Raw genomic sequence first — 22,861 nt, forward strand, 5'->3', positions numbered from 1 at the left:
ATTACTCACCCGTTCGCCACTCGCCGGCAGGCCGAAGCCCCCGCTGCCGTTCGACTTGCATGTGTAAAGCATGCCGCCAGCGTTCAATCTGAGCCAGGATCAAACTCTTAAGTTCAATCCAACAAAGCACTCAAAGAAATCATTACTGACTTACATATGAGCACTCAATCTTTGCAACATTAAAACCGCCGAAGCAGTTCCGGTCGCGCCAACCAAGCACCCACACTTATCGGTTGTCCAATTTTTTAAAGAACCGCTGCCGTTGCAGCGAGAAAGAGATTCTGACAAACCCTACCGCTTTCGTCAAGCACCGCAGCAAACTTTTTTAAATCCGCCGCCGCACTACCCACCTCTTTCCACTACCCACCTCTTTCCACTCCCCACCGCCACCAACGAATCCGCTGCAGCGCTGAAGAGGCGCGAATTATATAGAGCTCAATTAAATCGTCAAGCACTTCGGCAAATAAAAACCGACTCGCTTATTCACTCTGATAAAAGCCGGAGCCGCCGGCGTAATTCTCGAACCGCGTACACTCGCCAATAAAGGTCATGCGCACAGTGCCGGTCGGGCCGTTACGGTGCTTGCCGATAATCAGCTCGGCCGTGCCCTTGTCCGGTGAATCGGGGTTATAGACCTCGTCGCGGTAGATGAACATGATGATGTCCGCGTCCTGCTCGATAGCGCCGGATTCGCGCAGATCGGACATCACGGGGCGCTTGTTCGGGCGTTGCTCGAGGCTGCGGTTGAGCTGGGAGAGGGCGACGATCGGCACATGCAGCTCCTTGGCGAGCGATTTGATCGAACGTGAGATCTCGGACAGCTCGGCAGCGCGGTTGTCGCTCTCCTTGGTACCCACCATCAGCTGCAGGTAGTCGATGACGATGAGACCGAGCTTGCCACACTGACGGGAAAGGCGCCGCGCACGGGCGCGCAGGTCGATGGGATTGAGGCCGGGCGTCTCGTCGATGAACAGGGGCGCGTCGTAGAGCTTGCCCATCGCCATCGTGAGGCGCTGCCAATCCTCGTCGCCGAGGCGGCCGGTGCGGATCTTGCCTTGGTCGATGCGCCCGACCGAGGAGATGAAACGGGTGGCGAGCTGCGTGCCCGGCATTTCCATCGAGAAGATGGCGACGGGCAGCTTGCAGTCGATCGCGACATGCTCGGCGATGTTGAGCGCGAAGGTGGTCTTGCCCATCGCAGGACGGCCGGCGACGATGATCATGTCGGACGGCTGCAAACCCGAGGTCTTGTCGTCGAGATCGACGAGGCCGGTCGGCACGCCGGTCACTTCCGTCGGACTGTCGCGGTCGTAGAGCTCCTGCACGCGGTCGACGACCTGCTTGAGGATGGGCTGGATCGACACGAAGCCGGTGGTGGTGCGCGCGCTGGATTCGGCGATCTCGAAGACCTTGGCTTCGGCTTCGTCGAGCAGGGTCTTCGCGTCGCGGCCGGTGGCGCTGAGCGCGGAGGCGGCGATCTCGTCGCCGACGCTGACGAGTTTGCGCAGGATGGCGCGCTCGCGGACGATCTCGGCGTAGCGGCGGATGTTCGCGGCCGACGGAGTGCTGTTGGCGATCTCGGCGAGATAGGCGAGTCCGCCCGCCTGCTCGGATTCGCCGTTCTTCTCCAGCGACTCGAAGACGGTGACGACGTCGGCCGGCTTGCCGAGGTCGAGGAGCTTGCTGATGTGGCGGAAGATGCGCCGGTGGTCGTCGCGATAGAAGTCGGCTTCGCTGGCGAGGTCGGCAACGCGCTCCCAGGCCTGATTGTCGAGCAGGATGCCGCCGATCAGGGATTGTTCGGCTTCGAGCGAGTGCGGAGGAAGCTTGATCGCCGAAATTTCGGGATCGCCGGGGTTCGCGGAAAAGCGACGCTTTTGAGTGGCCATCGGAGACGAGCCTCCAGGGGAGCGAGTGCGGAATTCTACCGAAGCGGCGGCAGCTACCGAAAAAGGAAAGGGGCTGCCGCGGCAGCCCCTTTTGCGATCACGTCAGCGCGGGCGGATTACTGTTCGCCGAGCACGGAGACGGTGACCGGAACGACGACATCGTGGTGCAGAGCGACGTCGATCTGCACGTCGCCGATGGCCTTGATCGGGCCTTCGGGCATACGGATCGCGCTACGCTCGACCTTGAAGCCCTGGGCGTCCAGCGCTTCGGCGATGTCGATGTTGGTGACGGAGCCGAACAGGCGGCCGTCCATGCCTGCCTTGCGGGCGATCTGCAGCATCAAGCCTTCGAGCTTGGTGGCGACTGCCTGGGCTTCGGCGAGCTTTTCGGCCTGGGCCTTTTCGAGTTCGGCGCGCTTGACTTCGAACGCAGCCATGTTGGCCTGGGTCGCACGCTTGGCCTTGCCTTGCGGGATCAGGTAGTTGCGGGCGTAGCCGTCCTTGACCTTGACCACATCGCCGAGGGTACCGAGGTTGGCGACTTTTTCGAGCAGAATGATTTGCATGTCCGATCTCTCCCGATTACTTGTGCAGATCGGTGTAAGGCAGCAGGGCGAGGAAGCGCGCGCGCTTGATCGCCGTCGACAGCTGACGCTGGTAGTGAGCCTTGGTGCCGGTGATGCGGGCCGGCATGATCTTGCTGTTTTCGGTGACGAAGTCCTTCAGGATATCGACATCCTTGTAGTCGACTTCCTCGATCTTCTCGGCGGTAAAGCGGCAGAACTTGCGACGCTTGAACAGGCCGCGATTGCCGCGGTCATCCTTTTTCTTTGCAAACTTCTTGTTGAACGCCATTTTCGTTTCCTTCCAGAAATTCGATCTTGCTCAGGTGCAGTACCGGACTGCGGCTGCGAAGACTCTTCGCGGCGAGAAATCCGGCGACCCTTATCCTCATGCCGGGGGATGCGCCGGCCAGTACGCTGGCCAGATCACCGACTGCAACCGCCTGCAGTTCCACCGAAACGTCGCGGACCAGGCCCGCTTCGATCTGTTTCGATTCGTGCGCGAGGCCGCATGCGGCGATCGGCACTCCTGCCGGGGTTCGACGCAGGGGCTGGAGTTCAGCGATCCGGGCGTCGAGGTGCAGCTGGTTGATCCCCTCGTCAGTCACCTCAGGCGGATTCGGCCTCGGGCTTCGCTTCTTCCGCGACGGGCGCGGCGGTCAGCGAGCGGGACTTCTCTTCCTTCATCATGGGCGACGGGGTGGCGACGGCGCCCTTCATCTTGACGACGAGGTGACGCAGGACGGCGTCGTTGAACTTGAAGGCGTGCTCGAGTTCGGCCAGCGATTCGCCGTCACATTCGATGTTCATGAGCACGTAGTGAGCCTTGTGCACCTTCTGGATCGGATAGGCCATCTGGCGACGACCCCAGTCTTCGAGGCGATGGATCTGGCCATTGCGGGCGGTGACGAGCGACTTGTAGCGCTCGATCATCGCCGGGACCTGTTCCGACTGGTCCGGGTGGACGATGAATACAACTTCGTAATGTCGCATGGAGACTCCTTGCGGTTGATGGCAGCTCCCCGGCATGCGGTCCGGTGGAGCAAGGGAAAGCCGGGAAGGATAGCAGGAAAGGCTTGACGGATCAAAGGGCGTTGTTTAACGGCGCGCGTTGCTCGGCACCTCGGTTGCCGTGCTGCTGATCCGGGCGTCCGGGCGGGGCTGGCCGGACACCCTCGCAACGGTTCCACCCTGGATGGCCTGCTTATCGGGGACGGGCGTCCCAGATTTTTTGCAGGCGCTTGACCGACATCGGCATGGGAGTCTTGAGTTCCTGGGCGAAGAGGCCGACGCGCAGTTCTTCGAGGAGCCAGCGGAATTCGTCGAGCGCGGGATCGTCGACGCCTGCCTTGCGCTTGGCGAGGCGCTCGCGCTCGAAGGGCTGGGCGAGGCTGCGCCAGTCGGCCTGCAGTTGCGCATCTCGCGCGGGGTTGTTGCGCAGCTTGTCGAGCCGTACGCCCGCGGCCTTGAGGTAGCGCGGGAAGTGGGCGAGGCGATCCCAGGGGTAGGCGACGAGGAAGTCCTTGGGCATCAGTTCGCGGACCTGGGCCTGGAGGTCGGTAGCGACTTCGGGGAAACCTTTCATGCCGGTGAGGCGTTTCTGCAGCGCGGCGTGCTCGGCGATGAGGGTCGTCGCGAGGCGCATGAATTCCTGCGCGACGAGGGTGATGCGCGATTTGGCTTCGGCGCAGCGCTTGTCGAAGCTCGCGGCATCGGACGGGAGCGGGTCGAGCAAGCAGGTGCGGTCGAGGGTGGCGGCGACGAGCTGCGCCTTGAGCTCGGCTTCGGTGCCGAAGGGGATGAAGGCGAGCGCGAGTTCGCGCAGGCCTGGCAGGCGTTCGACGGCGCGCACCTGATCCTTGAGGGTCAGGGCGAAGAGCCGGGTGAGGCCTTTGCGGTGGACCTTGGCGGCTTCTTCCGGTGTGTCGTAGGGGCGCAGCGAGACGCTGTCGCCGTCGTCGTGCAACGCGGGGAAGCCGATGACTTCGCGGCCGGCGACCTTGACTTCGAGGAGTTCGGGCAGCGTGCCGAAGGTCCAGGCGGTGAAGCCGGAGAGGGCGGCGGCGGCCGGCTCCGCGGCGGTTTTCGCGGGGGCGCCCTGCCCTTTCGGCCCTCGCTCGGCGGGCGGCGGGGGCGTCTTGGCGGCGGCTGCTTCGGGGAGCGTGATGCGCGCGCCGCGGAAACGTTCGGCGACCTGATCGCGCAGGCGCGTGCGCAGCTCGGCGAGGTTGCGCGACTGGCCGAGCACGCGGCCGTGTTCGTCGATGACGCGGAAGTTCATGAAACAGTGCGGGTTGAGATTCTCCGCACGGAAGGACTCCATCGGCAGCTTGAGCGACACGCGGTCCTCGACGAAGCGCTGCAGCGCGCGCAGAAGGGGTTCGTCGAGATCCCATTCGCCCGCGTCGTACTGCGCCATGAAGGCGCCGGCGCTTTCGCCGATCGGTTGCAGGCGGTGGCGGTGTTTCTGCGGCACGGTGCGCAGCAGCGCGGCGACCTTTTCTTCCAGCAAGCCGGGCACGAGCCATTCGCATCGGTTTGCGGGGATCTGGTTGAGCATCGCGAGCGGAACGGTAAGCGTGACGCCGTCGTCGGCTTCGCCGGGCTGGTGCAGGTAGCCGAGCTTGAGCTTCTGGCCGAGGACCTCGAAGTTCGCGGGGAAGCGGTCTGTGGTAATGCCTTCCGCCTCATGGCGCATGAGCTGGTCGCGCGACAGATGCAGGAGTTTGGGCTCGGCTTTCTCGGCCTGCTTGCGCCAGGCTTCGAAGCTCGGGACATCTAGGATGTCGGCGGGGAGCTTCGACTCGTAGAAGGCGTGGATCAATTCTTCGTCGACGAGGACGTCGGGGCGGCGCGATTTGTGTTCGAGGCGTTCGATCTCGGCGACGAGGCGGCGGTTGTGCTGCAGGAAGGGCATGCCGCGCGCCGGGCCTTCGGCGATCTCGCCCTCGACGAGGCCTTCGCGAATGAAGAGTTCGCGGCACATCCCGGGGTCGATGTCGCGGTAGGCGACGCCGCGGCGGGCGTAGAGGACGAGGCCGTGCAGGGTGCCGCGCTCCCAGGCGCGGACGGCGCCGGAGGTCTTGGACCAGTGCGGTTCATAGCCCTGGCGCTTGAGGAGGTGGGCGCCGACTTCCTCCAGCCATTCGGGTTCGATCTTCGCGAGGCAGCGGCCGAAGAGGCGCGAGGTATCGACGAGTTCGGCGCAGACGATCCATTTGCCGGCTTTCTTGGCCAGGGCAGAGCCGGGGTGGGGCCAGAACTTGATGCCGCGGGCGCCGAGGTAGCTGCCGGCCTGCGGGCCGCTGGCGTCCTCGATCTTGCAGCCGACGTGGCCGAGGAGGCCCGCCAGCAGCGCCTTGTGGATGGCTTCGTACTGCGCGGGCTTGTCGTTTTCCCTCCAGCCGTGTTCGGTGCACAGCGTGTGGAGCTGGGTGTGCACGTCGCGCCATTCGCGCAGGCGCATGTACGAGAGGTGGTGTTGCTTGGCCCACGCCTTCTGCTTGCTGCCGGTTTCGTGGCGGAGCACTTCGCTCCACGCTTTCCACAAGTTCCAGTACCACAGGAATTCGGAGCGCTGGTCCTGCTCGCCGCCGCGGAATTTCGCGTGCGCCTGGTCGGCGGCGCCGGGGCTTTCGGGATTGCGCTCGCGCGGGTCCTGCGTCGACAAGGCGGCTGCGATGACGAGGACTTCGGCGAGGCAGCCGCGGTCGCGCGCGGCGAGGATCATGCGGCCGATCTTGGGGTCGAGCGGGAGCTTCGCGAGCTCGACGCCGGTCGGCGTGAGTTCGCGGGCATCGTCGTCGGTGACTGCACCGAGCTCGCTGAGGAGCTGGTAGCCGTCGGCGATCATGCGCGGCAGCGGGGCGTCGATGAAGGGGAAGTCTTCGACGGCGCCCAGGCGCAGCGACTTCATGCGCAGGATCACGCCGGCGAGCGAGGAGCGCAGGATCTCGGGGTCGGTGTGCGCGCTGCGCCTGGCGAAGTCGTCCTCGTCGTAGAGGCGGAAGCAGACGCCATCCATGACGCGGCCGCAGCGCCCCGCGCGCTGCTTGGCGGCCGACTGCGCGATCTTCTCGACCTGCAGTTGCTCGACCTTGTTGCGATGCGAGTAGCGTTTTACACGCGCGAGGCCCGTGTCGACGACGTAGCGGATGCCGGGAACGGTGAGCGAGGTTTCGGCGACGTTGGTCGCGAGGACGACGCGGCGGCCCTTGCCGGGCGCGAACACGCGCGTCTGCTCCTGCGCGGACTGGCGCGCGTAGAGAGGCAGGATCTCGGTGCCGGAGGCGTGATGGGCCTTGCGCAGGGCTTCGGAGGCCTCGCGGATTTCGCGCTCGCCGGGGAGGAACACGAGGGTATCGCCGGGACCGCTGCGATGGGCTTCGTCGACGGCGTCGACGATGGCGTCGTAGAGGTCGCGGTCCTTGCGGCGGTCGGCGCCGGGGCGCCGGTCCTGTTGGGCGGGTTCGTCATCGGATTCGACGGGGCGGTAACGCAGCTCGATCGGATAAAGGCGGCCGGAGACTTCGATCACCGGGGCGGGCTTGCCGTCGGCGCTGGCGAAGTGGCGCGCGAAGCGGTCGGCGTCGAGCGTCGCGGACGTGACGATCACCTTCAGGTCCGGGCGACGCGGCAGCAGGGTCCTGAGGTAGCCGAGCAGGAAGTCGATGTTGAGGCTGCGCTCGTGGGCCTCGTCGATGATCAGGGTGTCGTAGGCGGCTAGGGTCGGGTCGCCCTGCGTCTCGGCGAGCAGGATGCCGTCGGTCATCAGCTTGATCGCGCTCGACTCGCTGAGGCGGTCGGTGAAGCGGATCTTGTAGCCGACGGCCTGGCCGAGTTCGCTTTTCAGCTCCTGCGCGATGCGGGTCGCGGTCGCGCGGGCGGCGAGACGGCGCGGCTGCGTGTGGCCGATAAGGCCCGCGCCGCCGCGGCCGAGCGTGAGGCAGATCTTGGGCAGCTGGGTGGTCTTGCCGGAACCGGTTTCGCCGCAGACGATGACGACCTGGTGGGCGGCGATGGCGGCGGCGATCTCACCGCGCTTTTGCGTGACGGGGAGTTCGGCGGGGAAGTCGGGTTTCGGCAGGCGGGCCAGGCGTTCGACCAGCGCCGCACGGGAGCGGGTGAGCAGCGCGTCGAAATCCGCCTGCGGGCGCTCGCGCTTCGCCCCCAGGTTGCGACCGAGATCGCGCGCGAGGCGACGCAGGCGCGGGCGGTCGGCGCTGAGGCAGTCGGAAAAATCATCGCGCCAGCGCGCGCTGGCGGGCCGGGATTCGGTAGTTGTCACGCTTGAAGTCGGCGGCGGGCGCCCGCATCCGGGAACGCGGGCGCGCTGTTAACGAGGACCTCCGCCGGCGCCTGGACGCCGCAGGGGCAATACGCCGATTATGCCAGAACGACTTGCGCGGACATGGAGGCGCCGGGCGAAGCTTGCCGCGCGGTGCGCGATGCGATTACGGCGTCAGCCCCTTCGCACCGGAAAGAATCCGTCTGACACGCTCCGGAGTGGGCGGGTGGGTCGATAGGTACGCGCCCTTCTCGTCTCCGGAGGGATCGAGCCTCTGCAGGATGTCTACGAAAGGTTGCGTGCCGATGCCATGGCGACGCAGCGTCTCGACTGCGTACTGGTCGGCTTCACGCTCGAAGGCGCGCGAGTAGCCGAGTTGGGTGAGGATCAGCGGCAACGCGGTGACAATCGAGGAAACGGACGACACGTCGCCAACGACGAGCGTGGCGACGAGACCGACGAAGGAGGCCTGCAGGGAGCTTCGCATCGCGTGGCGATGCCTGATATGGCCGATTTCGTGAGCGAGCACGCCCACGAGCTCTTCGTCATGCTGCGCCAGTTGCACGAGCGGGTCCGTGAGGACGACAGTGCCCGCCGGAAGGGCCAGCGCGTTGGCGCCGAGGGGGCCGGCGGCAGCGCGGAACAGCACGCGCACCGGCGGGTCTTGTGCTGCATCTTCCGTCAGCGGCGCGAAGACTGCGAGCAGACGGGCCTGCTCTTCCTGCGGCAGGCGACTGGGCTCGAACAGCTGGCGATCCATGATTTCCAGGGCCATCCGCTCCGCGTGGCCGGTGACTTCGGCGGGCAGGGAGAAGGCAGCGATCCGCGCAAGCGCGGGCACACCCCACTGCACGCTGCCCCATACGAAAGCAACGGCGACGAGGAGGCCGATGAGGACGTAGCGCAGCTTCGACTCCAACCGGTGGGCGAATCCGCCCACCGACGAGCTCGGGGCGGAAAGCCGGTCGACCGCGTCGTTGTCGTCCGTCTCGAAGCTTCCGCCGCCCGGAAAGCGTAGGAAGCGGGGCGTATTGCCGACACGCGAGGAAAACTCGAGGCGCTCGAGTTCGACGGCCGGCAGCAGCGCGTCGCCCGACGCCCCTTCGACACGGGCGCAACCATCCTCGACGAGGACGCTCGCGCGGTGGCTGCGCGAGCTGGCGCCATCGAAAAAGCGGCCTTCCAACCGCATCAGAGACCCAGATCGACGTCGAACATTTCGCCGATTTCCCCGCCGAGCGCGGAGATCTCTTCGCGCTGCGCGGCAGCGAATTCACCCGGATCGCCGTCGGCCACGAAAGCGATGTGGCGGGCAGCATAACGCGCGCTGCGCACCTTCGCCCAGGGGTAGAACAAGCCGAGGGTGAGTCCGATGCCCACCATGTTCGTGAGCATCAGCATGGTGTAGGAGCCGACGCGGTAGTCGGCCCGCAGGCCGTGCGCACCGAGCGCGGCGTTGTTGTAGCGCAGATTGGTGAACATGACGCTGGACAGCACGAAGATCACCAGATAGACGGCCACGACCGCCAGTGGGGTCAGCAGCGGGAGGACGGCGCCGACGAAGCCGGTAAGCAGGAATCCCCCAACGGCGACACCGGTCAGCACAAGCGCGATCATGTAGAACCCGCGGGGACGCGCTTCAAAGTGGAAGGACTCGGTACCGTAACGGCTGTTTTCGATGACGAACTGCTGCTGACGATAGACGGCGTATGGAAACAGCAGCCCGAGACTGAGCACGCCGACGAACGGCCACAGGGCGAAGACGCGATAGGCTTCGCCGAAGCGGCCGTCGAAGCCGAAGCGCACGCCGCGCCAGGCGGAGTTGCGGTTGCGGAACGCCAGCCCGCGCACCATGACCCACGGGAAGATCAGGGAAAAGACCAGCGCCAGCGCTGCACGGAGCGGTGGCGCGAACTTGTCCGCGAGCAGGTAGAGCACCAGCAGCGCAAACGCGATCAGGCGCCCCTTGAGGATGTTCAGCGGATCGGCGAGGTATTCGAAGCTCGCGCCGGCGCAACGGGTATTGCCGTAGAAGTAGCGCTGCGTGCGCACCTTGGCCCAGGCCGAGTAGATGCCCAGAGTGACGATGCTGAGCAACAGGTTGACGATCCAGATGCGGAAGAACTCGAAGCCGTTGCCGCTGAATTCGAAGGCGAGTTCGCGCGGCTCGTCGGTCGCATCAGCAACCGGCGTCGGCGCTGCGACAAAGGCGCTTGCCGCCTCCCTGCCCTGCCGCGCGGCGTCCGAAGCCGATGCCTGGTCGGCCGCTTCCGCCCGGGGCCTTGCGGCCATGGACGCCGGCACCACCGATTCCTCTTCCGCCAGCTGCCCTGGCTGCGACACCGCGGCCGCCCGGACAACAGGCGACGGCGCGGTTTCCGCTGTGGCGGCGTCGGCCGGCGGATGCACCGTGTCGAGACTGACCGCCATCCCGATCGCCCTGAGGCGGCCCATGTAGGCGTCGGCAGCAGCGCGGTCGAGATTGCGTTTGAGCACCACGCGTGGGTGCCCGAAGATCGTCTCGACGTCGGCCGCCGAGGCGCGGAACAGCTGGCCGAAGCGCTGCATGACCTGCTCGCGCTCGAACCCCGACAGGATGCCGCCGCCAAATACCAGGGTGTAGCTCGCCTCTGCCATCGTGTCTCCGTGGTTGCGCGGGGACCGCCGCCGGATGCGGAGAGCCCCTGTCGCGAAACGGAGCGCGCGCGACAGCGTTCCGGACATGACAAAATCGTAACACCGGACCTGCCCCACATCATAACCGCAGAGCATGTCATGTGCAGTCAGTCACATCGCGAATCGCGAAATACCCGCTGCGGGAGCCAAAAAGGGCGGGGGGCGGGGCGGGGGGAGCGAGGCTCCGAACCGCCCCGGACGTCGGAATTTGCTCAGCGCAAACCGACGATCATGCTCATCGCGAGCGCCAGTACGACCAACAGGGCGCACCATGCGATGACACCCGCCGTAAGCACAAAGGAACCCATCAGGCGCGACTTGCTCCGGTCCTCGAGCTTGAAGAGCGGGTAGACGCCGTGATAGATCAGCGCCGCCGAGGCGACCCACGCAGCCGCGACGACGATCCCTGCCGCCCAGGCGAACGGGATGAACAGCGCCAGCGCGGAGAGCCACAGCGGGGTCGGCGCGACCGAGGCGAGGATGAAGGACTCGGAGTATGGCGGTTTGGCATCCACGACGTCGCCCATCTGCTGGATGATGGACGCCATCAATGCCACCATCGCCAGCTCCGCGACATAGAACGCAATTGCCGCGGCGAGCGCCTCGCCGACGCTGATCTGTGGCACCAGTTCCGGGAATACCGCGCCCGGCGTGGCGAACATCGAGTACAGGAACATCGCCGGCGGAATCAGCGACATCGGCATCACGTACATCGTGAAGATCTTCGCGACGGTCGGATGCACCTGGATCAGGTCCTGCCAGCCCTCCGAGTATGAGTACAACATCTTGGGTAAGTTGTGGGTGTTCATTGCGACCTCCTTGTCTCCCTTGACGAGACTTTCGTTCGACTCCAAACAAAGCAAAGGATTCCCGGCGCGCGGACTTGCCCGACAGCACGCAGCCGACTACCGTGCGTCCCGTTGAGTCCCTGCCCGCCTGCCACGCCGATGTCCCGTCTCGAAGGTTTCCCGCCGATCGCCCTGCTGCACGCCCACACCCTGATCCTGGGCAGCATGCCGGGTGCGGCTTCGCTCGCGGCGGAGCAGTATTACGCGCATCCGCGCAACGGCTTCTGGCCCATCGTGTGTGCGGTGCTTGGCATCGACGCGGCGCTGCCGTATTCGGAACGTGCGCGACTCTTCGCCGAACGCGGCTATGCGCTATGGGACGTCCTCGGCGCATGCCGGCGCAAGGGCAGCCTGGACGCGGACATCGAACCGGAATCGATGGAAGTGAACGATTTCGCCGCCTTCTTTGCGGCGCATCCGGGTATCGCACGGGTGTTCCTCAACGGCACGGCGGCGGCGACGCTGTTCCGGCGGCACGTCGCGCCCGGGCTCGACGCGCGCATCGCGTGGCAGCGGCTGCCTTCGACGAGTCCGGCGAATGCGTCGCACTCATATGCGACGAAACTCACGGCCTGGCAGGAGATTGCACGATGAACGGCACGACCCAGTTGCGGGTTGCGGTGATCGGTGCCGGTCCGGCCGGGTTGATGGCGGCGGAGATGCTCGCGGAGCGCGGCTTCAGCGTAGACATTCATGACGCAATGCCTTCGCCGGGACGCAAGTTCCTGCTCGCGGGCATCGGCGGGCTGAACCTCACCCATTCGGAGCCGCCCGGAACCTTCATCACGCGCTACCGCGAACGGCAGGCCGACCTGGCGCCGCCGCTCGGCCGCTTCGGTGCGGCGGAATTGCGGGAATGGGCGCACGGCCTGGGCATCGAAACCTTCGTCGGCAGTTCCGGGCGGGTATTCCCGAAGGAGATGAAGGCTGCACCGCTGCTGCGCGCCTGGCTGCACCGCTTGCGACAGACAGGCGTCCGCCTGCATGTGCGCCATCGCTGGCTGGGCTGGGAGGATGGGGGCAAGAAACCGCCACGCGGCCTGCGTTTCGCGACACCCGAAGGGGAACGAACCATCGTGGCCGACGCGGTAATCCTCGCGCTGGGAGGCGGCAGCTGGGTGAAGCTTGGGTCGGACGGAAGCTGGATGCCCCTGCTGGCTGGACGCGGCGTCGAGCTTGCCCCGCTGCGTCCGGCAAATTGCGGCTTCGACGTCGGCCACCTGGCCGGCAACGCGCAGCCCGGATGGAGTCGGCATCTTGTCGACCGTTTCGTTGGCGCTCCGGTGAAATCGGTCGCGGCGCGCATTACCGATGCCCGCGGGCAGACGCACGAGCGCGCGGGCGAGTGCATGGTCTCCGCGACAGGCATCGAGGGGGGGCTGATCTACGCGCTGTCGGCACCGCTGCGCGACACGATCGAGGCGACGGGTTCGGCGACGCTATACCTCGATCTCGCGCCCGGACGCAGTCTCGCGCGCCTCACCGACGAGTTGTCGCGCCCGCGCGGCTCGCGCTCGATGGCGAGCCACCTGCAGAGCAAGGCCGGCATCGACGGCGTGAAGGCGGGTTTGTTGCGCGAATGCACGACCAAGGAGACCTTCGCCGACCCGGGCCGCCTTGCCGCCGCGATCAAGGCGCTGCCCATCGTGCTTGCGGCACCGCGACCGCTCGACGAGGCGATCAGCAGCGCAGGCGGGGTACGTTTCGAGGCTCTCGACGAGCGGCTGATGCTGCGCGCCCTGCCCGGCGTGTTCTGCTGCGGCGAGATGCTCGACTGGGAGGCGCCGACGGGCGGCTACCTGCTCACGGCATGCTTCGCGACCGGCCGGGCGGCGGGGCTGGGTGCAGCGGACTGGCTGGCTGGCCGCGAGTGAACACAACCGCGCGCAACCGCACACGACTGCACACAGCCGAGCGCGATCACCCCCGCCAGGCGTTGAACGCCGCGTAGCCCGCCCACGCCATCGCCAGCGCCCCCAGCACGTGCAGCAGCGTATGCAGCGCGAGCCAGACCCATTCGCCGCGCTGCACGAGGTGCAGCCCTTCCGCCGAGAAGGTCGAGAAGGTCGTCAGTCCGCCGAGGAAGCCGGTCGTGAGGAGCAGGCGCAGTGTCGGCGACATCTCGGGCACAGCATGGATCCAGGCAAGCGCACCTCCCATGAGCAAGCCGCCGAGCAGGTTGGCCGCGAGGGTGCCGAGCGGGATTGCGAGGAAGAGCGGGTTGAGCAGCATGCCGAGGCCCCAGCGCAGCCACGCGCCCACGGCGGCGCCGAGGCCGATCGCCGCAAAGGCCGGCAGTGGCGCGAGGGGTGCGCTCACTGCGGACCTCCCGGCAGTACAAGTGCGCACCGGATGCCGGGCCGGCCGTTGTAGCGAGGATTTGAACAGGAATGCATGAATCGTCCGCGAGATGGCAATCGGCTGGAATTCTAGCCGAGCGCAGCGCCTGAGGCAGGCCGAAAGCCTCAATCGCCGCGCCGACGCGCTAAAATCGCGGATTCGCGTAATTCCCGCCCTTTGAATCGAGGCTTTCCCCCGTGTCCGACACATCGAAATCCGCTGCCGCCGCAGCGCCCGCGAGCAACTTCATCCGCAACATCATCGACGAGGACATCCGGAGCGGCAAATGGGGCGGACGGGTCGAGACCCGCTTCCCGCCCGAACCCAACGGCTATCTGCACTACGGCCACGCGAAGTCGATCTGCCTGAACTTCGGCCTGGCGCAGAGCTACGCCGGGGTGTGTCACCTGCGCTTCGACGACACGAATCCGGAGAAGGAGGAGCAGGAGTACGTCGACTCGATCATCGAGGCGGTGACCTGGCTGGGCTTCGACTGGGGCAGGCACCAGTACTTCGCGTCCGACTACTTCGACCGCATGTACGCTTGCGCCGAGTACCTGATCGTCGCCGGCAAGGCCTACGTCGAGTCGCTGTCGGCCGAGGAGATGCGCGCCTACCGCGGCACACTGACCGAAGCGGGACGCGAGAGCCCCTACCGCAGCCGCAGCGTCGAGGAGAACCTCGACCTCTTCCGCCGCATGCGCGCCGGGGAATTCGCCGACGGCGAGCACGTGCTGCGCGCAAAGGTCGACATGGCCTCGCCCAACATCAACCTGCGTGATCCCGCGATCTACCGCATCCGCAAGGCACACCACCATCGCGCCGGCGACAAGTGGTGCATCTATCCGATGTACACCTTCGCGCACCCGATCGAGGATGCGATCGAGGGCATCACGCACTCGATCTGCACGCTCGAATTCGAGGATCAGCGCCCGTTCTACGACTGGCTGCTCGACGCGCTCGCGGCAGGCGGCTTCTTCCCGCGCCCGCTGCCGCAGCAGATCGAGTTCGCGCGCCTGAACCTGACCTATGTGGTGCTCTCGAAGCGCAAGCTGATCCAGCTGGTTGAAGAAGGCCACGTCGCGGGCTGGGACGATCCGCGCCTGCCGACGCTGGTCGGCGCGCGCCGCCGCGGCTTCACTGCGGGGGGCTTCCGCCTCTTCGCCGAGCGCATCGGCGTCACCAAGTCGGACACGTGGATCGACCTGAGCGTGCTAGAGGAATGCATGCGCGAGGATCTCAACAAGGCGGCCGAGCGCCGTGTCGCGGTGCTCGATCCGCTCAAGCTCGTGATCACGAACTACCCGGAAGGGCAGAGCGAGTTGTGCGAGGCGCCCAACCATCCGCTCAAGCCCGAGCTCGGCAAGCGCGAGATGCCGTTCTCGCGCGAACTGTGGATCGAGCGCGAGGACTTCATGGAGGCGCCGGCCAAGGGCTTCCATCGCCTCTACCCGGGCAACATGGCGCGCCTGCGCTACGGCTACATCGTGAAATGCACGGGCTGCGAGAAGGACGCCGACGGTAACGTGACTGCCGTGCTGTGCGAATACCTGCCCGACACCAAATCCGGCACGCCGGGCGCCGACAGCGTCAAGGTGAAAGGCAACCTGCACTGGGTGTCGGCCGCGCATGGCTACGAGGCCGAAGTGCGCCTCTACGACCGCCTGTTCGCCCATCCCTACCCTGGCAACCGCCGCGAGGGCGACCCGGAAGGCTTCGAACGCAGCTTCGTCGACGATCTCAACTACGACTCCAGGCGCACGCTCCGCGCCGTCCTCGAACCGGCGCTGCGCAAGGCCGCACCCGAGGAGCGCTTCCAGTTCGAGCGCCACGGCTACTTCGTCGCCGACCGCGCCGATTCGCAGGCCGGGGCGCCGGTGTTCAACCGCACCGTGACGCTGAAGGACTCGTGGGCCAAGGCCAAGGGCTGACGAACCGAGGCGCACTGCGCGGTTGCGCGCACCCGACGAAGGGCGGATCATCGATTCCGACATGCCGTTTGGAAACCGCGCAGGAGCCTCATGAAACCCTTCGTCCGACGCAGCCTGATCGTCTTCGTCGTCCTCGCCCTGATTGGCGGGGCGATCTGGTGGTTCACCCGCCCGAAGCCCATCCCGGTGCGGCTCGTCGAGGTCGCACGCGGCACGGTCGAGGCGACGCTGTCGAACACGCGCGCAGGCGAGATCGAGGCCTGCCAGCGCACGAAGCTGTCGACCATCATCGGCGGGCGCATCGACTACCTCGGCGTCAAGGAAGGCGACCGAGTGCAGGCGGGCCAGGTGCTGTTGCGGCTGTGGAACGAGGACCAGGAGGCGCGCCTCGCGGTGAATCGCGCCCAGCTCGAAACGGCGCGCAAGCGCGTGCAGGAGGCCTGTTCGCAGGCCGACAATGCCGAGCGCGAGGCGAAGCGGCAGGATGAATTGTTCGAGCGCAAGTTCGTCTCCGCCTCTCGCGTCGAGCAGGCCCGCACCGAGGCACGCGCGCGCCGCGCGGCCTGCGACACGGCGCGCGCCGACACGCGCACCGCGGAAGCGCAGATCGCCGCGACCTCGACCGACCGCCAGCGCACGGTGCTGATCGCGCCCTTCGCCGGCACCGTCGCGAAGATCACCGGCGAACTCGGCGAATACTCGACACCCTCCCCGCCTGGCGTGCCGACGCCGCCCGCGATCGACCTCATCGACGACAGCTGCCTGTACGTGAAGGCGCCGATGGACGAGATCGACGCCCCCAAGATCCACCCCGGCCAGCCGACACGCGTGACACTCGACGCGATGCCGGGCAAGGTCTTCGAGGCGCGCGTGAAACGCATCGCGCCCTACATCACGGCAGTCGAGAAGCAGGCGCGCACCGTCGAGGTCGACATCGACTTCGCCCGTCCCGAGGAAGTCAAAGGCCTGCTCGTCGGCTACAGCGCCGACGCCGAGATCGTGCTGGCCGTGCGCGAGAACACGCTGCGCGTGCCGACCTCCACGCTGCGCGAAGGCAATCGCGTGCTGCTTTACCGTGCCGATGACGGCAGGCTCGAAGAGCGCGTGGTCAAGGCCGGCGTCTCGAACTGGGAATTCACCGAGGTGCTCGAAGGCCTCGCCGAAGGCGACCGCATCGCCGCGTCGCTCGAACGCGAAGGGGTGAAGGACGGCGCCCGCGTGCGCCCGGAAGACGAGGCCGGGGCCTCGCGCTGAGGGCCGCGATGGCGCAGATCGAACTCTCGGGCATCGAGCGCGTCTTCAAGCTCGGCGACAGCGAGGTCCATGCGCTGCACGAACTGAGCGTGTCGATCGAACGCGGGGAGTACGTCGCCGTGATGGGCCCGTCCGGTTCGGGCAAGTCGACGCTGCTGAACCTGCTGGGCCTCCTCGACCGCCCCAATGCCGGCACCTACCGTCTCGAAGGGCGCGACGTGACGACGCTCTCACCGGACGAACAGGCCGAGGTGCGCCGTACCCGCATCGGCTTCGTGTTCCAGAGCTTCCATCTGGTGCCGCGCCTCACCGCCGCAGAGAACATCGCGCTGCCGCTGATGCTCGCCGGCATTGCGCCCGCCGAGCGCCATGCGCGCGTGGCGCAGGCGCTGAAGGACTTCGGTCTGGAAACCCGCGCGAGCCACCGGCCCGACGAACTGTCGGGCGGCCAGCGGCAGCGCGTCGCGATCGCGCGCGCGACGATCATGCGCCCGGCGGTGATCCTCGCCGACGAGCCGACGGGAAACCTCGACCGCTCGACCGGGCAGGACGTCACGCATCTGCTGGAAGAGTTGAACGCTTCCGGGGTGACACTGATCGTCGTCACCCACGACCCGGTCATGGGCGGACGCGCCCGCCGGCGCCTGATGATGGAAGACGGGCGCCTGCTGCAGGACGTCCGCGAACCCACTCCCGCATGAGATGAAACTTCCCCCACGCTCGCGTTACTCGCAGCCCCCCAAGGGGACGCAAGCTTCCCTTGGGGCGGCCCGGCGGGAGGCCTGAGATGAAACTACCCCCACGCTCGCGTTACTCGCTGCCCCCCAAGGGGGCGCAGGCCTCCCTTGGGGCGGCCCGGCGGGAGGCCTGATGACACCCGCCGACACGCTCCGCTTCGCGACCCGCGCCGCGACCGGCTATCCGCTGCGCACCGCGCTGATGGTGCTGGCGATGTCGATCGGTGTGGCGGCCGTCGTCGTGCTCACTGCGCTCGGCGACGGCGCACGACGTTATGTCGTCAACGAATTCTCCGCCCTCGGCAGCAACCTCGTGATCGTGCTCCCCGGACGCACCGCCACGGGCGGCCTGGGGCTCGGCAACCTCATCACGAGCACGCCGCGCGACCTCACCGTGCGCGACGCCGAAGCGCTGCTGCGCGCCCCGCTGGTCAACCGCATGGCGCCGCTGTCGGTGGGCAATTCCGAAATCGCCTGGGGCGGACGGCTGCGCGAGGCGATGGTCGTGGGCACCAGCGGCGACTACGTCGACATCCGCGCCTTCCACATGGCCGAAGGCAGCTTCCTGCCGCGCGAGGATCTCGGCCGCGCCTCGGCCGTCGCCGTGCTCGGCACGAAGGTCCGCGAGGAGCTCTTCGGTGGCGAACCGGCCATCGGTCGCATGGTGCGCGTCGGCGACCGGCGCCTGCGCGTGATCGGCGTGCTCGGCAAGACCGGCCAGGGGCTGGGCATGAACACCGACGAGCTGGTGTTCGTGCCGGTCGCCACCGCGCAGGCGATGTTCAACACCAACAACCTTTTCCGCATCATCGTCGAGGCGCGCAGCCGCGAGGCGATCGGACCGGCGAAGCAGCAACTCGAGCACATCATGCGCCTGCGCCGCGAGGGCGAACTCGACGTCACGCTGATCACGCAGGACGCCGTGCTCGGCACCTTCGACCGCATCCTCGGCGCCCTGACGATGGCCGTTGCGGGCATCGCCGCGATCAGCCTCGCGGTCGCCGGCATCCTCGTGATGAACGTGATGCTGGTCGCGGTCACGCAGCGCACCGCCGAGATAGGCCTGCTCAAGGCGCTCGGCGCCACCGGCCACAACATCCGTCTCGCCTTCCTCACGGAGGCCGCCCTGCTGTCGCTCGCCGGCGCGATCACCGGATTCGCGCTCGGTCACCTCGGCGCCTGGGGCCTGCGCATCGCCTTCCCGGTGCTGCCGGCGTGGCCGCCCGACTGGGCCGTGTTCGCCGGCATCGGCACGGCGCTCGCGACCGGCATCCTGTTCGGCGTGATGCCCGCGCGGCGCGCCGCCCGCCTCGACCCCGTGCAGGCCCTGTCCCGGCGATGAGCCTGCGTGACTTCGTCCAGCTCGCGCTGCGCTCGCTGCTCGCCCACCGCCTGCGCAGCTTCCTCACGCTGCTGGGCATCGGCGTCGGCATCGCCGCGGTGATCCTGCTGACCTCGATCGGAGAAGGGCTGCACCGCTTCGTGCTCAACGAGTTCACGCAGTTCGGCACCAACATCATCCAGATCACCCCCGGCCGCCAGGGCGCGCGCGGAGGCCCGCCGGGCCTGCCGAGCACCGCCCGCCAGCTCACCCTCGACGATGCATCGGCGCTCGATCGCGTGCCCCACGTCACCGGCGTGACACCGAGTGTATGGGGCAATTCCGACGTCGAGGGTGCCGGTCGCGTGCGTCGCACGAGCGTGTATGGCGTCGGCCCCGACATGCACCGCATCTTCTCGATGCAGGTGCGCGTCGGGCGCTTCCTCCCGCCCGACGACCCGAACGGCGCGCGCGCCTTCGTGGTGCTGGGCGCGAAGCTCAAGCACGAACTCTTCGGCTATGCCAACGCGCTGGGCGAACGACTGCGCATCGGTGGCGAACGCTACCGCGTGATCGGCGTGATGGAGGAAAAGGGCCAGTTCCTCGGCGTCGACCTCGACGACACCGCCTACATCCCGACCTCGCGCGCGCTTTCGCTCTACAACCGCGAAGGCCTGATGGAGATCAACGTCACCTACGCGGAAGCCGTACCGGCCGCGCGGGTCGCCGCCGACATCCGCAAGGTGCTCGTCGCCCGCCACGGTCAGGACGACGTCACGCTGACGACGCAGGAAGACATGCTCGCGCGCCTGTCGAACATCCTCGACATCCTCACCGCCGCGGTCGGCGCGCTGGGCGGCATCTCGCTGCTGGTGGGCGCCGTTGGCATCGTCACGATCATGACGATTGCGGTCACCGAGCGCACCAACGAAATCGGGCTGCTCGTCGCGATCGGTGCCCGGCGCACCACCATCCTGCGCCTCTTCCTCGCCGAGGCCATCGCCCTCGCAGCCATCGGCGGTGCGCTCGGACTGCTCGCAGGCGCGGGGGCCGCCCAGCTCGTCGGCCTGCTCGTCCCTGCCCTGCCCGTCCATACACCGTGGCATTTCGTGGCCATCGCGGAGGCGCTCGCGGTGGTGATCGGGCTAGTCGCCGGCGTGCTTCCCGCGATCCGTGCGGCGCGCCTCGATGCTGTCGAAGCGCTGCGCTCGGAATAACCATTATCACTACACGGTTTTTTGAGCCAGATCAATTCTGCGCGATTCGAGCAGGCACGCCGAACGGATGCTGACTAGATTGAAACTACAACAATTCCCTTTTTCCGCATAACCGCTTCAAGGAGTTCGTCATGACCTTCCTCGACTCTCCCATCGGCCGCTGCGAAGCGGTCCGGGAAATGGTATTGCTGGACGAAACGCAGAAGGAGTGCGCCCGCGAGCATGGCTGTCCGGACGGGCGCAATTGCCCGTTGAAAGGCTGGTTTACCGAGCAGTCCGGGGTCAGCGATCCCGCGAACCTGCCGGCCAAACGCGCGACACCGCGCCGTCGCAGCGCCGCGGCCGCCAAGCCCACGCCGGTGAAAGCGCGGGCGCGGAGGTCAAAACCGCTCGTCTTCGCGGAGAAAGCGCCATTGCCCGAGCGGAAGGTCGCCTAGCCGGACGCGTCCGATCCGGATGCGCTTGAGGCCGACCACCTTCAGGCCGACCAGTTCGCACATGCGGCGGATCTGGCGCTTGCGCCCCTCGCGCAGCACGAAACGCAGCTGATCCTCGTTGATCCACTCGACCTTGGCGTGCCGCAGCTTGCGGCCGTCGAGCTCGAGGCCGTGGTTCAGCAGCGCGAGTCCGTGTTGATCGAGGGAGCCCTCGACGCGGACAAGGTATTCCTTATCCACGTCGGAGTCGTCGCCGATCAGCTGGCGCGCGATGCGGCCGTCCTGCGTCAGCACGAGCAGGCCGGTCGAGTCGATGTCGAGGCGTCCGGCCGGCGCGAGACCCTTGAGGTGCGAAAAATCGAAGGGCTGCGCGGTTTCGCGGTCGAACTGGTTGCCAGCGCCGATCAGCGACACGGCCGGCTCGTAGCCGGGTTCGGGCTGACCCGACACGTAGCCGACCGGCTTGTGCAGCAGGATCGTGACACGTTGGGACTGGCGTCGGCTCGCCTGCGGCGCGAGCGTAATCTCCGCGTCCGGGTCGATGCGCGAGCCGAGTTCCGACACGCACTGGCCATCCACGAGCACCCAGCCACGTTCGATGAACTCATCGGCCTCGCGGCGCGAGCACAGACCGCGTTCGGCCATCACCTTCGACAGGCGCACCCCTTCCGGAGCGGCCGTCGCTGGCGCCTCGGCGCGGGCAGCGGGTCGTGCGGCCGCGGGGCGGTCCTCGCGCCGAACGAGGGACGCGCGGTCGGCCGGCGCGGCCGGCGCGGCCGGCTTGCGCACAGGGCGCTCGCCTCCCGGGGGCGTGCGCGGCTGTGCACCATCCTTGCGCGGACGGCGCTCGGCGCCGGCCACGCCAGCCGCCTTCGGACGCTCCGGCTTGCGGCCGCGCCCGGTCTCTTCAACACGCCCCGGTTCCTGCGGCCACCCGGCCCTGCCGCTACGCTCCTTTCCCTGGCCCTCGCCCGCAGGCGCTCGGCCACCCTGGCGCGGATGGCGCTCGGCGCCGGCCACACCGGCCGCCTTCGGACGCTCCGGCTTGCGGCCGCGCCCGGTCTCACCCGCACGCTCCGGTTCCTGCGGCCGCCCGGCCTTGCCCCCACGCGCCTTTCCCTGCCCCTCGCCCGCCTGCGCTCGCGTCGCTGCGATCGTCTTCGCATAGCCGGGCTGGAAGCGCGCACGCACGCCGGGCCGGCGCGGCTCCTCTGAGGCGGAAGCTTCGCCATCCCGCTTCACGCCGAGCGTGCGGCGCGGCGCGGCGACTGCATCTTCCTGTGCGGGGGCATCGCCGGGTGTTCCGGCTTCCTTCGAGCGCTTCATGGTGGCCATCCGGTTCGCAGGCGCGCCCGCGCGCAGCGCGGACGAAACCTTCAAAAAAACAATGCCCGGCATCGCCGGGCGCAACACTGTCCAGTATATCGGCTGCCCGCCGCAGCTTCCAGCGACGTAACGGCCGGCATTGCGACACGCGCCGCGGCATTTCACTAGGCGAAATCACCCCGGACGGCTAGAATGCGCGCAATTGCACAGCCCCCGACGCCCGCGTGAGTACCAACACCCCCACCGAAACCAAGAATCCGATCCAGGTCGTCGAGCGCATGATGAAGCTGCTCGACGTGCTGGCGCATCACCCGGACCCGGCAGCGCTCAAGCAGATCGCCCAGGAAACGGGATTGCACCCCTCGACGGCGCACCGCATCCTGAGTGCGATGGCACAGAGCGGCTTCGTCGAACGTGGAGAGGGCGGCACCTATCGCCTGGGGATCCGGCTGCTGGAACTCGGCAGCCTGGTCAAGTCGCGCATCTCGCTGCGCGAAACCGCGATGCCCGCGATGCTCAAGCTGCACGCGGCCACCGGGGAGAGCGTGAATCTCGGTATCCGCGCCGGTGACGAGATCGTCTATGTCGAGCGGACCTCCAGCGGCCGCTCCGCGGTGCGCGTCGTGCACATCGTCGGCGCGCGCGCCCCGCTCCACACGACCGCGACCGGCAAGCTCTTCCTCGTCGAGGACGGCATGGAACGCGTGCGCGACTATGGCCGACGCACCGGCCTGCCCGGATCGACGCCGGCCTCGATCACGGAGATCGGCTCCCTCGAGAAGGAGCTCGACAAGGTCCGCCGCCACGGCGTGGCCTTCGACCTGGAAGAGGTGGAGATCGGCGTGCGCTGCATCGCCGCGGGGGTGCGCGATGACAGCGGCGAACTGATCGCCGGCCTGTCGGTATCCACCCCGTCGGAGCGCTTCAACCCGGACCGCGCCCCGCTCGTGCGCGAGGCCGCGGACGAGATTTCACGCGCCCTGGGCTACGTCAGGCGCCCCGCACGCTGACCATCGCCCCGGACCGGCCGGGGCG

Annotated in this window: 21 protein-coding genes and 1 rRNA gene; 10 read left to right on the forward strand and 12 right to left on the reverse strand. The window is 67.4% G+C overall.

Translation table 11 applies throughout. The features are described 5' to 3' along the window. The 10 genes from F464_RS0120780 to F464_RS0120820 all read right to left on the reverse strand — a co-directional run. Positions 1-115: ribosomal RNA gene (locus F464_RS0120780) — 16S ribosomal RNA — on the reverse strand; the annotation flags it as partial. A 364-nt stretch (positions 116-479) separates the two neighbouring features. After that, on the reverse strand, positions 480-1,889 hold the full coding sequence (gene dnaB, locus F464_RS0120785; RefSeq protein WP_018991785.1) for a replicative DNA helicase: 1,410 nt from the start codon (positions 1,887-1,889) through the stop codon (positions 480-482). Between the two features lie 116 nt (positions 1,890-2,005). After that, the gene (gene rplI / locus F464_RS0120790; RefSeq protein ID WP_018991786.1) at positions 2,006-2,455 is read right to left on the reverse strand and encodes a 50S ribosomal protein L9; all 450 of its coding nucleotides are present in this window, start codon (positions 2,453-2,455) and stop codon (positions 2,006-2,008) included. A 16-nt stretch (positions 2,456-2,471) separates the two neighbouring features. After that, entirely contained in the window at positions 2,472-2,744 is a 273-nt protein-coding gene (gene rpsR / locus F464_RS0120795) for a 30S ribosomal protein S18 (protein ID WP_018991787.1), read from the reverse strand. Beyond that, entirely contained in the window at positions 2,707-3,060 is a 354-nt protein-coding gene (gene priB, locus F464_RS30565; protein WP_084600565.1) for a primosomal replication protein N, read from the reverse strand. Before priB ends, rpsR begins: the two co-directional genes overlap by 38 nt. 1 nt (position 3,061) lies before the next feature. Then, complete coding sequence (rpsF, locus tag F464_RS0120800; RefSeq protein ID WP_018991788.1) at positions 3,062-3,445, reverse strand: 30S ribosomal protein S6; 384 nt, start codon at positions 3,443-3,445, stop codon at positions 3,062-3,064. A gap of 211 nt (positions 3,446-3,656) precedes the next feature. After that, on the reverse strand, positions 3,657-7,739 hold the full coding sequence (gene hrpA / locus F464_RS0120805; protein ID WP_084600566.1) for an ATP-dependent RNA helicase HrpA: 4,083 nt from the start codon (positions 7,737-7,739) through the stop codon (positions 3,657-3,659). 166 nt (positions 7,740-7,905) lie between these two features. Beyond that, complete coding sequence (locus F464_RS0120810) at positions 7,906-8,931, reverse strand: M48 family metallopeptidase (RefSeq protein ID WP_018991789.1); 1,026 nt, start codon at positions 8,929-8,931, stop codon at positions 7,906-7,908. Further along, the gene (locus tag F464_RS0120815; RefSeq protein ID WP_018991790.1) at positions 8,931-10,376 is read right to left on the reverse strand and encodes a YjgN family protein; all 1,446 of its coding nucleotides are present in this window, start codon (positions 10,374-10,376) and stop codon (positions 8,931-8,933) included. Before F464_RS0120815 ends, F464_RS0120810 begins: the two co-directional genes overlap by 1 nt. Positions 10,377-10,627: 251 nt before the next feature. Further along, on the reverse strand, positions 10,628-11,224 hold the full coding sequence (locus tag F464_RS0120820; RefSeq protein ID WP_026296195.1) for a Yip1 family protein: 597 nt from the start codon (positions 11,222-11,224) through the stop codon (positions 10,628-10,630). A 138-nt stretch (positions 11,225-11,362) separates the two neighbouring features. Here F464_RS0120820 and F464_RS0120825 point away from each other — a divergent pair, with 138 nt between their 5' ends. Next, positions 11,363-11,857 carry a DNA-deoxyinosine glycosylase gene (locus F464_RS0120825; protein WP_018991792.1) on the forward strand — a complete coding sequence of 165 codons (495 nt, stop codon included), beginning with the start codon at positions 11,363-11,365 and terminating at the stop codon, positions 11,855-11,857. After that, the gene (locus tag F464_RS0120830) at positions 11,854-13,137 is read left to right on the forward strand and encodes a TIGR03862 family flavoprotein (protein ID WP_018991793.1); all 1,284 of its coding nucleotides are present in this window, start codon (positions 11,854-11,856) and stop codon (positions 13,135-13,137) included. The genes F464_RS0120825 and F464_RS0120830 overlap by 4 nt, the downstream gene beginning before the upstream one ends. A 46-nt stretch (positions 13,138-13,183) precedes the next feature. Here F464_RS0120830 and crcB read toward each other — a convergent pair whose 3' ends face one another. After that, positions 13,184-13,582, reverse strand: coding sequence for a fluoride efflux transporter CrcB (gene crcB / locus F464_RS0120835; RefSeq protein ID WP_018991794.1), 399 nt, complete (start codon positions 13,580-13,582; stop codon positions 13,184-13,186). 218 nt (positions 13,583-13,800) lie between these two features. Here crcB and F464_RS0120840 point away from each other — a divergent pair, with 218 nt between their 5' ends. From F464_RS0120840 to F464_RS30570, 6 genes are all read left to right on the forward strand, one after another. Then, positions 13,801-15,534, forward strand: coding sequence for a glutamine--tRNA ligase/YqeY domain fusion protein (locus tag F464_RS0120840; RefSeq protein WP_018991795.1), 1,734 nt, complete (start codon positions 13,801-13,803; stop codon positions 15,532-15,534). Positions 15,535-15,624: 90 nt separating this feature from the next. Continuing rightward, positions 15,625-16,788: an efflux RND transporter periplasmic adaptor subunit gene (locus tag F464_RS0120845; protein WP_018991796.1), complete on the forward strand. Its 1,164-nt coding sequence runs from the start codon at positions 15,625-15,627 to the stop codon at positions 16,786-16,788. An 8-nt stretch (positions 16,789-16,796) separates the two neighbouring features. Beyond that, on the forward strand, positions 16,797-17,489 hold the full coding sequence (locus F464_RS0120850; RefSeq protein WP_018991797.1) for an ABC transporter ATP-binding protein: 693 nt from the start codon (positions 16,797-16,799) through the stop codon (positions 17,487-17,489). Positions 17,490-17,658: 169 nt separating this feature from the next. Then, positions 17,659-18,867 (forward strand): ABC transporter permease, encoded by a 1,209-nt coding sequence (locus tag F464_RS0120855; RefSeq protein ID WP_018991798.1) that lies wholly within the window; start codon positions 17,659-17,661, stop codon positions 18,865-18,867. After that, complete coding sequence (locus tag F464_RS0120860) at positions 18,864-20,063, forward strand: ABC transporter permease (RefSeq protein ID WP_018991799.1); 1,200 nt, start codon at positions 18,864-18,866, stop codon at positions 20,061-20,063. The genes F464_RS0120855 and F464_RS0120860 overlap by 4 nt, the downstream gene beginning before the upstream one ends. Before the next feature lie 131 nt (positions 20,064-20,194). After that, the gene (locus F464_RS30570) at positions 20,195-20,500 is read left to right on the forward strand and encodes a hypothetical protein (protein ID WP_084600567.1); all 306 of its coding nucleotides are present in this window, start codon (positions 20,195-20,197) and stop codon (positions 20,498-20,500) included. On the opposite strand, the gene F464_RS31140 is transcribed toward F464_RS30570, so the two are convergent. Then, on the reverse strand, positions 20,444-21,826 hold the full coding sequence (locus F464_RS31140) for a pseudouridine synthase (protein WP_232429004.1): 1,383 nt from the start codon (positions 21,824-21,826) through the stop codon (positions 20,444-20,446). The genes F464_RS30570 and F464_RS31140 overlap by 57 nt on opposite strands. Between F464_RS31140 and F464_RS31910 the strand changes: the two genes are divergently transcribed. Next, positions 21,825-21,956, forward strand: coding sequence for a hypothetical protein (locus tag F464_RS31910; RefSeq protein WP_018991801.1), 132 nt, complete (start codon positions 21,825-21,827; stop codon positions 21,954-21,956). The genes F464_RS31140 and F464_RS31910 overlap by 2 nt on opposite strands. A 148-nt stretch (positions 21,957-22,104) precedes the next feature. After that, positions 22,105-22,836 carry an IclR family transcriptional regulator gene (locus F464_RS0120875; RefSeq protein ID WP_232429008.1) on the forward strand — a complete coding sequence of 244 codons (732 nt, stop codon included), beginning with the start codon at positions 22,105-22,107 and terminating at the stop codon, positions 22,834-22,836. Positions 22,837-22,861: the final 25 nt, after the last annotated feature.

The sequence above is a fragment of the Aromatoleum toluclasticum ATCC 700605 genome, from assembly GCF_000378245.1.
Lineage (GTDB): Bacteria > Pseudomonadota > Gammaproteobacteria > Burkholderiales > Rhodocyclaceae > Aromatoleum > Aromatoleum toluclasticum.

Coding starts and splice junctions, on each gene's coding strand:
- dnaB (WP_018991785.1), bottom strand. CDS start 1,889: ATGGCCACTCAAAAGCGTCGCTTTTCCGCGAACCCCGGCGATCCCGAA.
- rplI (WP_018991786.1), bottom strand. CDS start 2,455: ATGCAAATCATTCTGCTCGAAAAAGTCGCCAACCTCGGTACCCTCGGC.
- rpsR (WP_018991787.1), bottom strand. CDS start 2,744: ATGGCGTTCAACAAGAAGTTTGCAAAGAAAAAGGATGACCGCGGCAAT.
- rpsF (WP_018991788.1), bottom strand. CDS start 3,445: ATGCGACATTACGAAGTTGTATTCATCGTCCACCCGGACCAGTCGGAA.
- F464_RS0120810 (WP_018991789.1), bottom strand. CDS start 8,931: ATGCGGTTGGAAGGCCGCTTTTTCGATGGCGCCAGCTCGCGCAGCCAC.
- F464_RS0120815 (WP_018991790.1), bottom strand. CDS start 10,376: ATGGCAGAGGCGAGCTACACCCTGGTATTTGGCGGCGGCATCCTGTCG.
- F464_RS0120820 (WP_026296195.1), bottom strand. CDS start 11,224: ATGAACACCCACAACTTACCCAAGATGTTGTACTCATACTCGGAGGGC.
- F464_RS0120825 (WP_018991792.1), top strand. CDS start 11,363: ATGTCCCGTCTCGAAGGTTTCCCGCCGATCGCCCTGCTGCACGCCCAC.
- F464_RS0120830 (WP_018991793.1), top strand. CDS start 11,854: ATGAACGGCACGACCCAGTTGCGGGTTGCGGTGATCGGTGCCGGTCCG.
- F464_RS0120845 (WP_018991796.1), top strand. CDS start 15,625: ATGAAACCCTTCGTCCGACGCAGCCTGATCGTCTTCGTCGTCCTCGCC.
- F464_RS0120850 (WP_018991797.1), top strand. CDS start 16,797: ATGGCGCAGATCGAACTCTCGGGCATCGAGCGCGTCTTCAAGCTCGGC.
- F464_RS0120855 (WP_018991798.1), top strand. CDS start 17,659: ATGACACCCGCCGACACGCTCCGCTTCGCGACCCGCGCCGCGACCGGC.
- F464_RS0120860 (WP_018991799.1), top strand. CDS start 18,864: ATGAGCCTGCGTGACTTCGTCCAGCTCGCGCTGCGCTCGCTGCTCGCC.
- F464_RS30570 (WP_084600567.1), top strand. CDS start 20,195: ATGACCTTCCTCGACTCTCCCATCGGCCGCTGCGAAGCGGTCCGGGAA.
- F464_RS31910 (WP_018991801.1), top strand. CDS start 21,825: ATGGTGGCCATCCGGTTCGCAGGCGCGCCCGCGCGCAGCGCGGACGAA.
- F464_RS31140 (WP_232429004.1), bottom strand. CDS start 21,826: ATGAAGCGCTCGAAGGAAGCCGGAACACCCGGCGATGCCCCCGCACAG.
- F464_RS0120875 (WP_232429008.1), top strand. CDS start 22,105: ATGATGAAGCTGCTCGACGTGCTGGCGCATCACCCGGACCCGGCAGCG.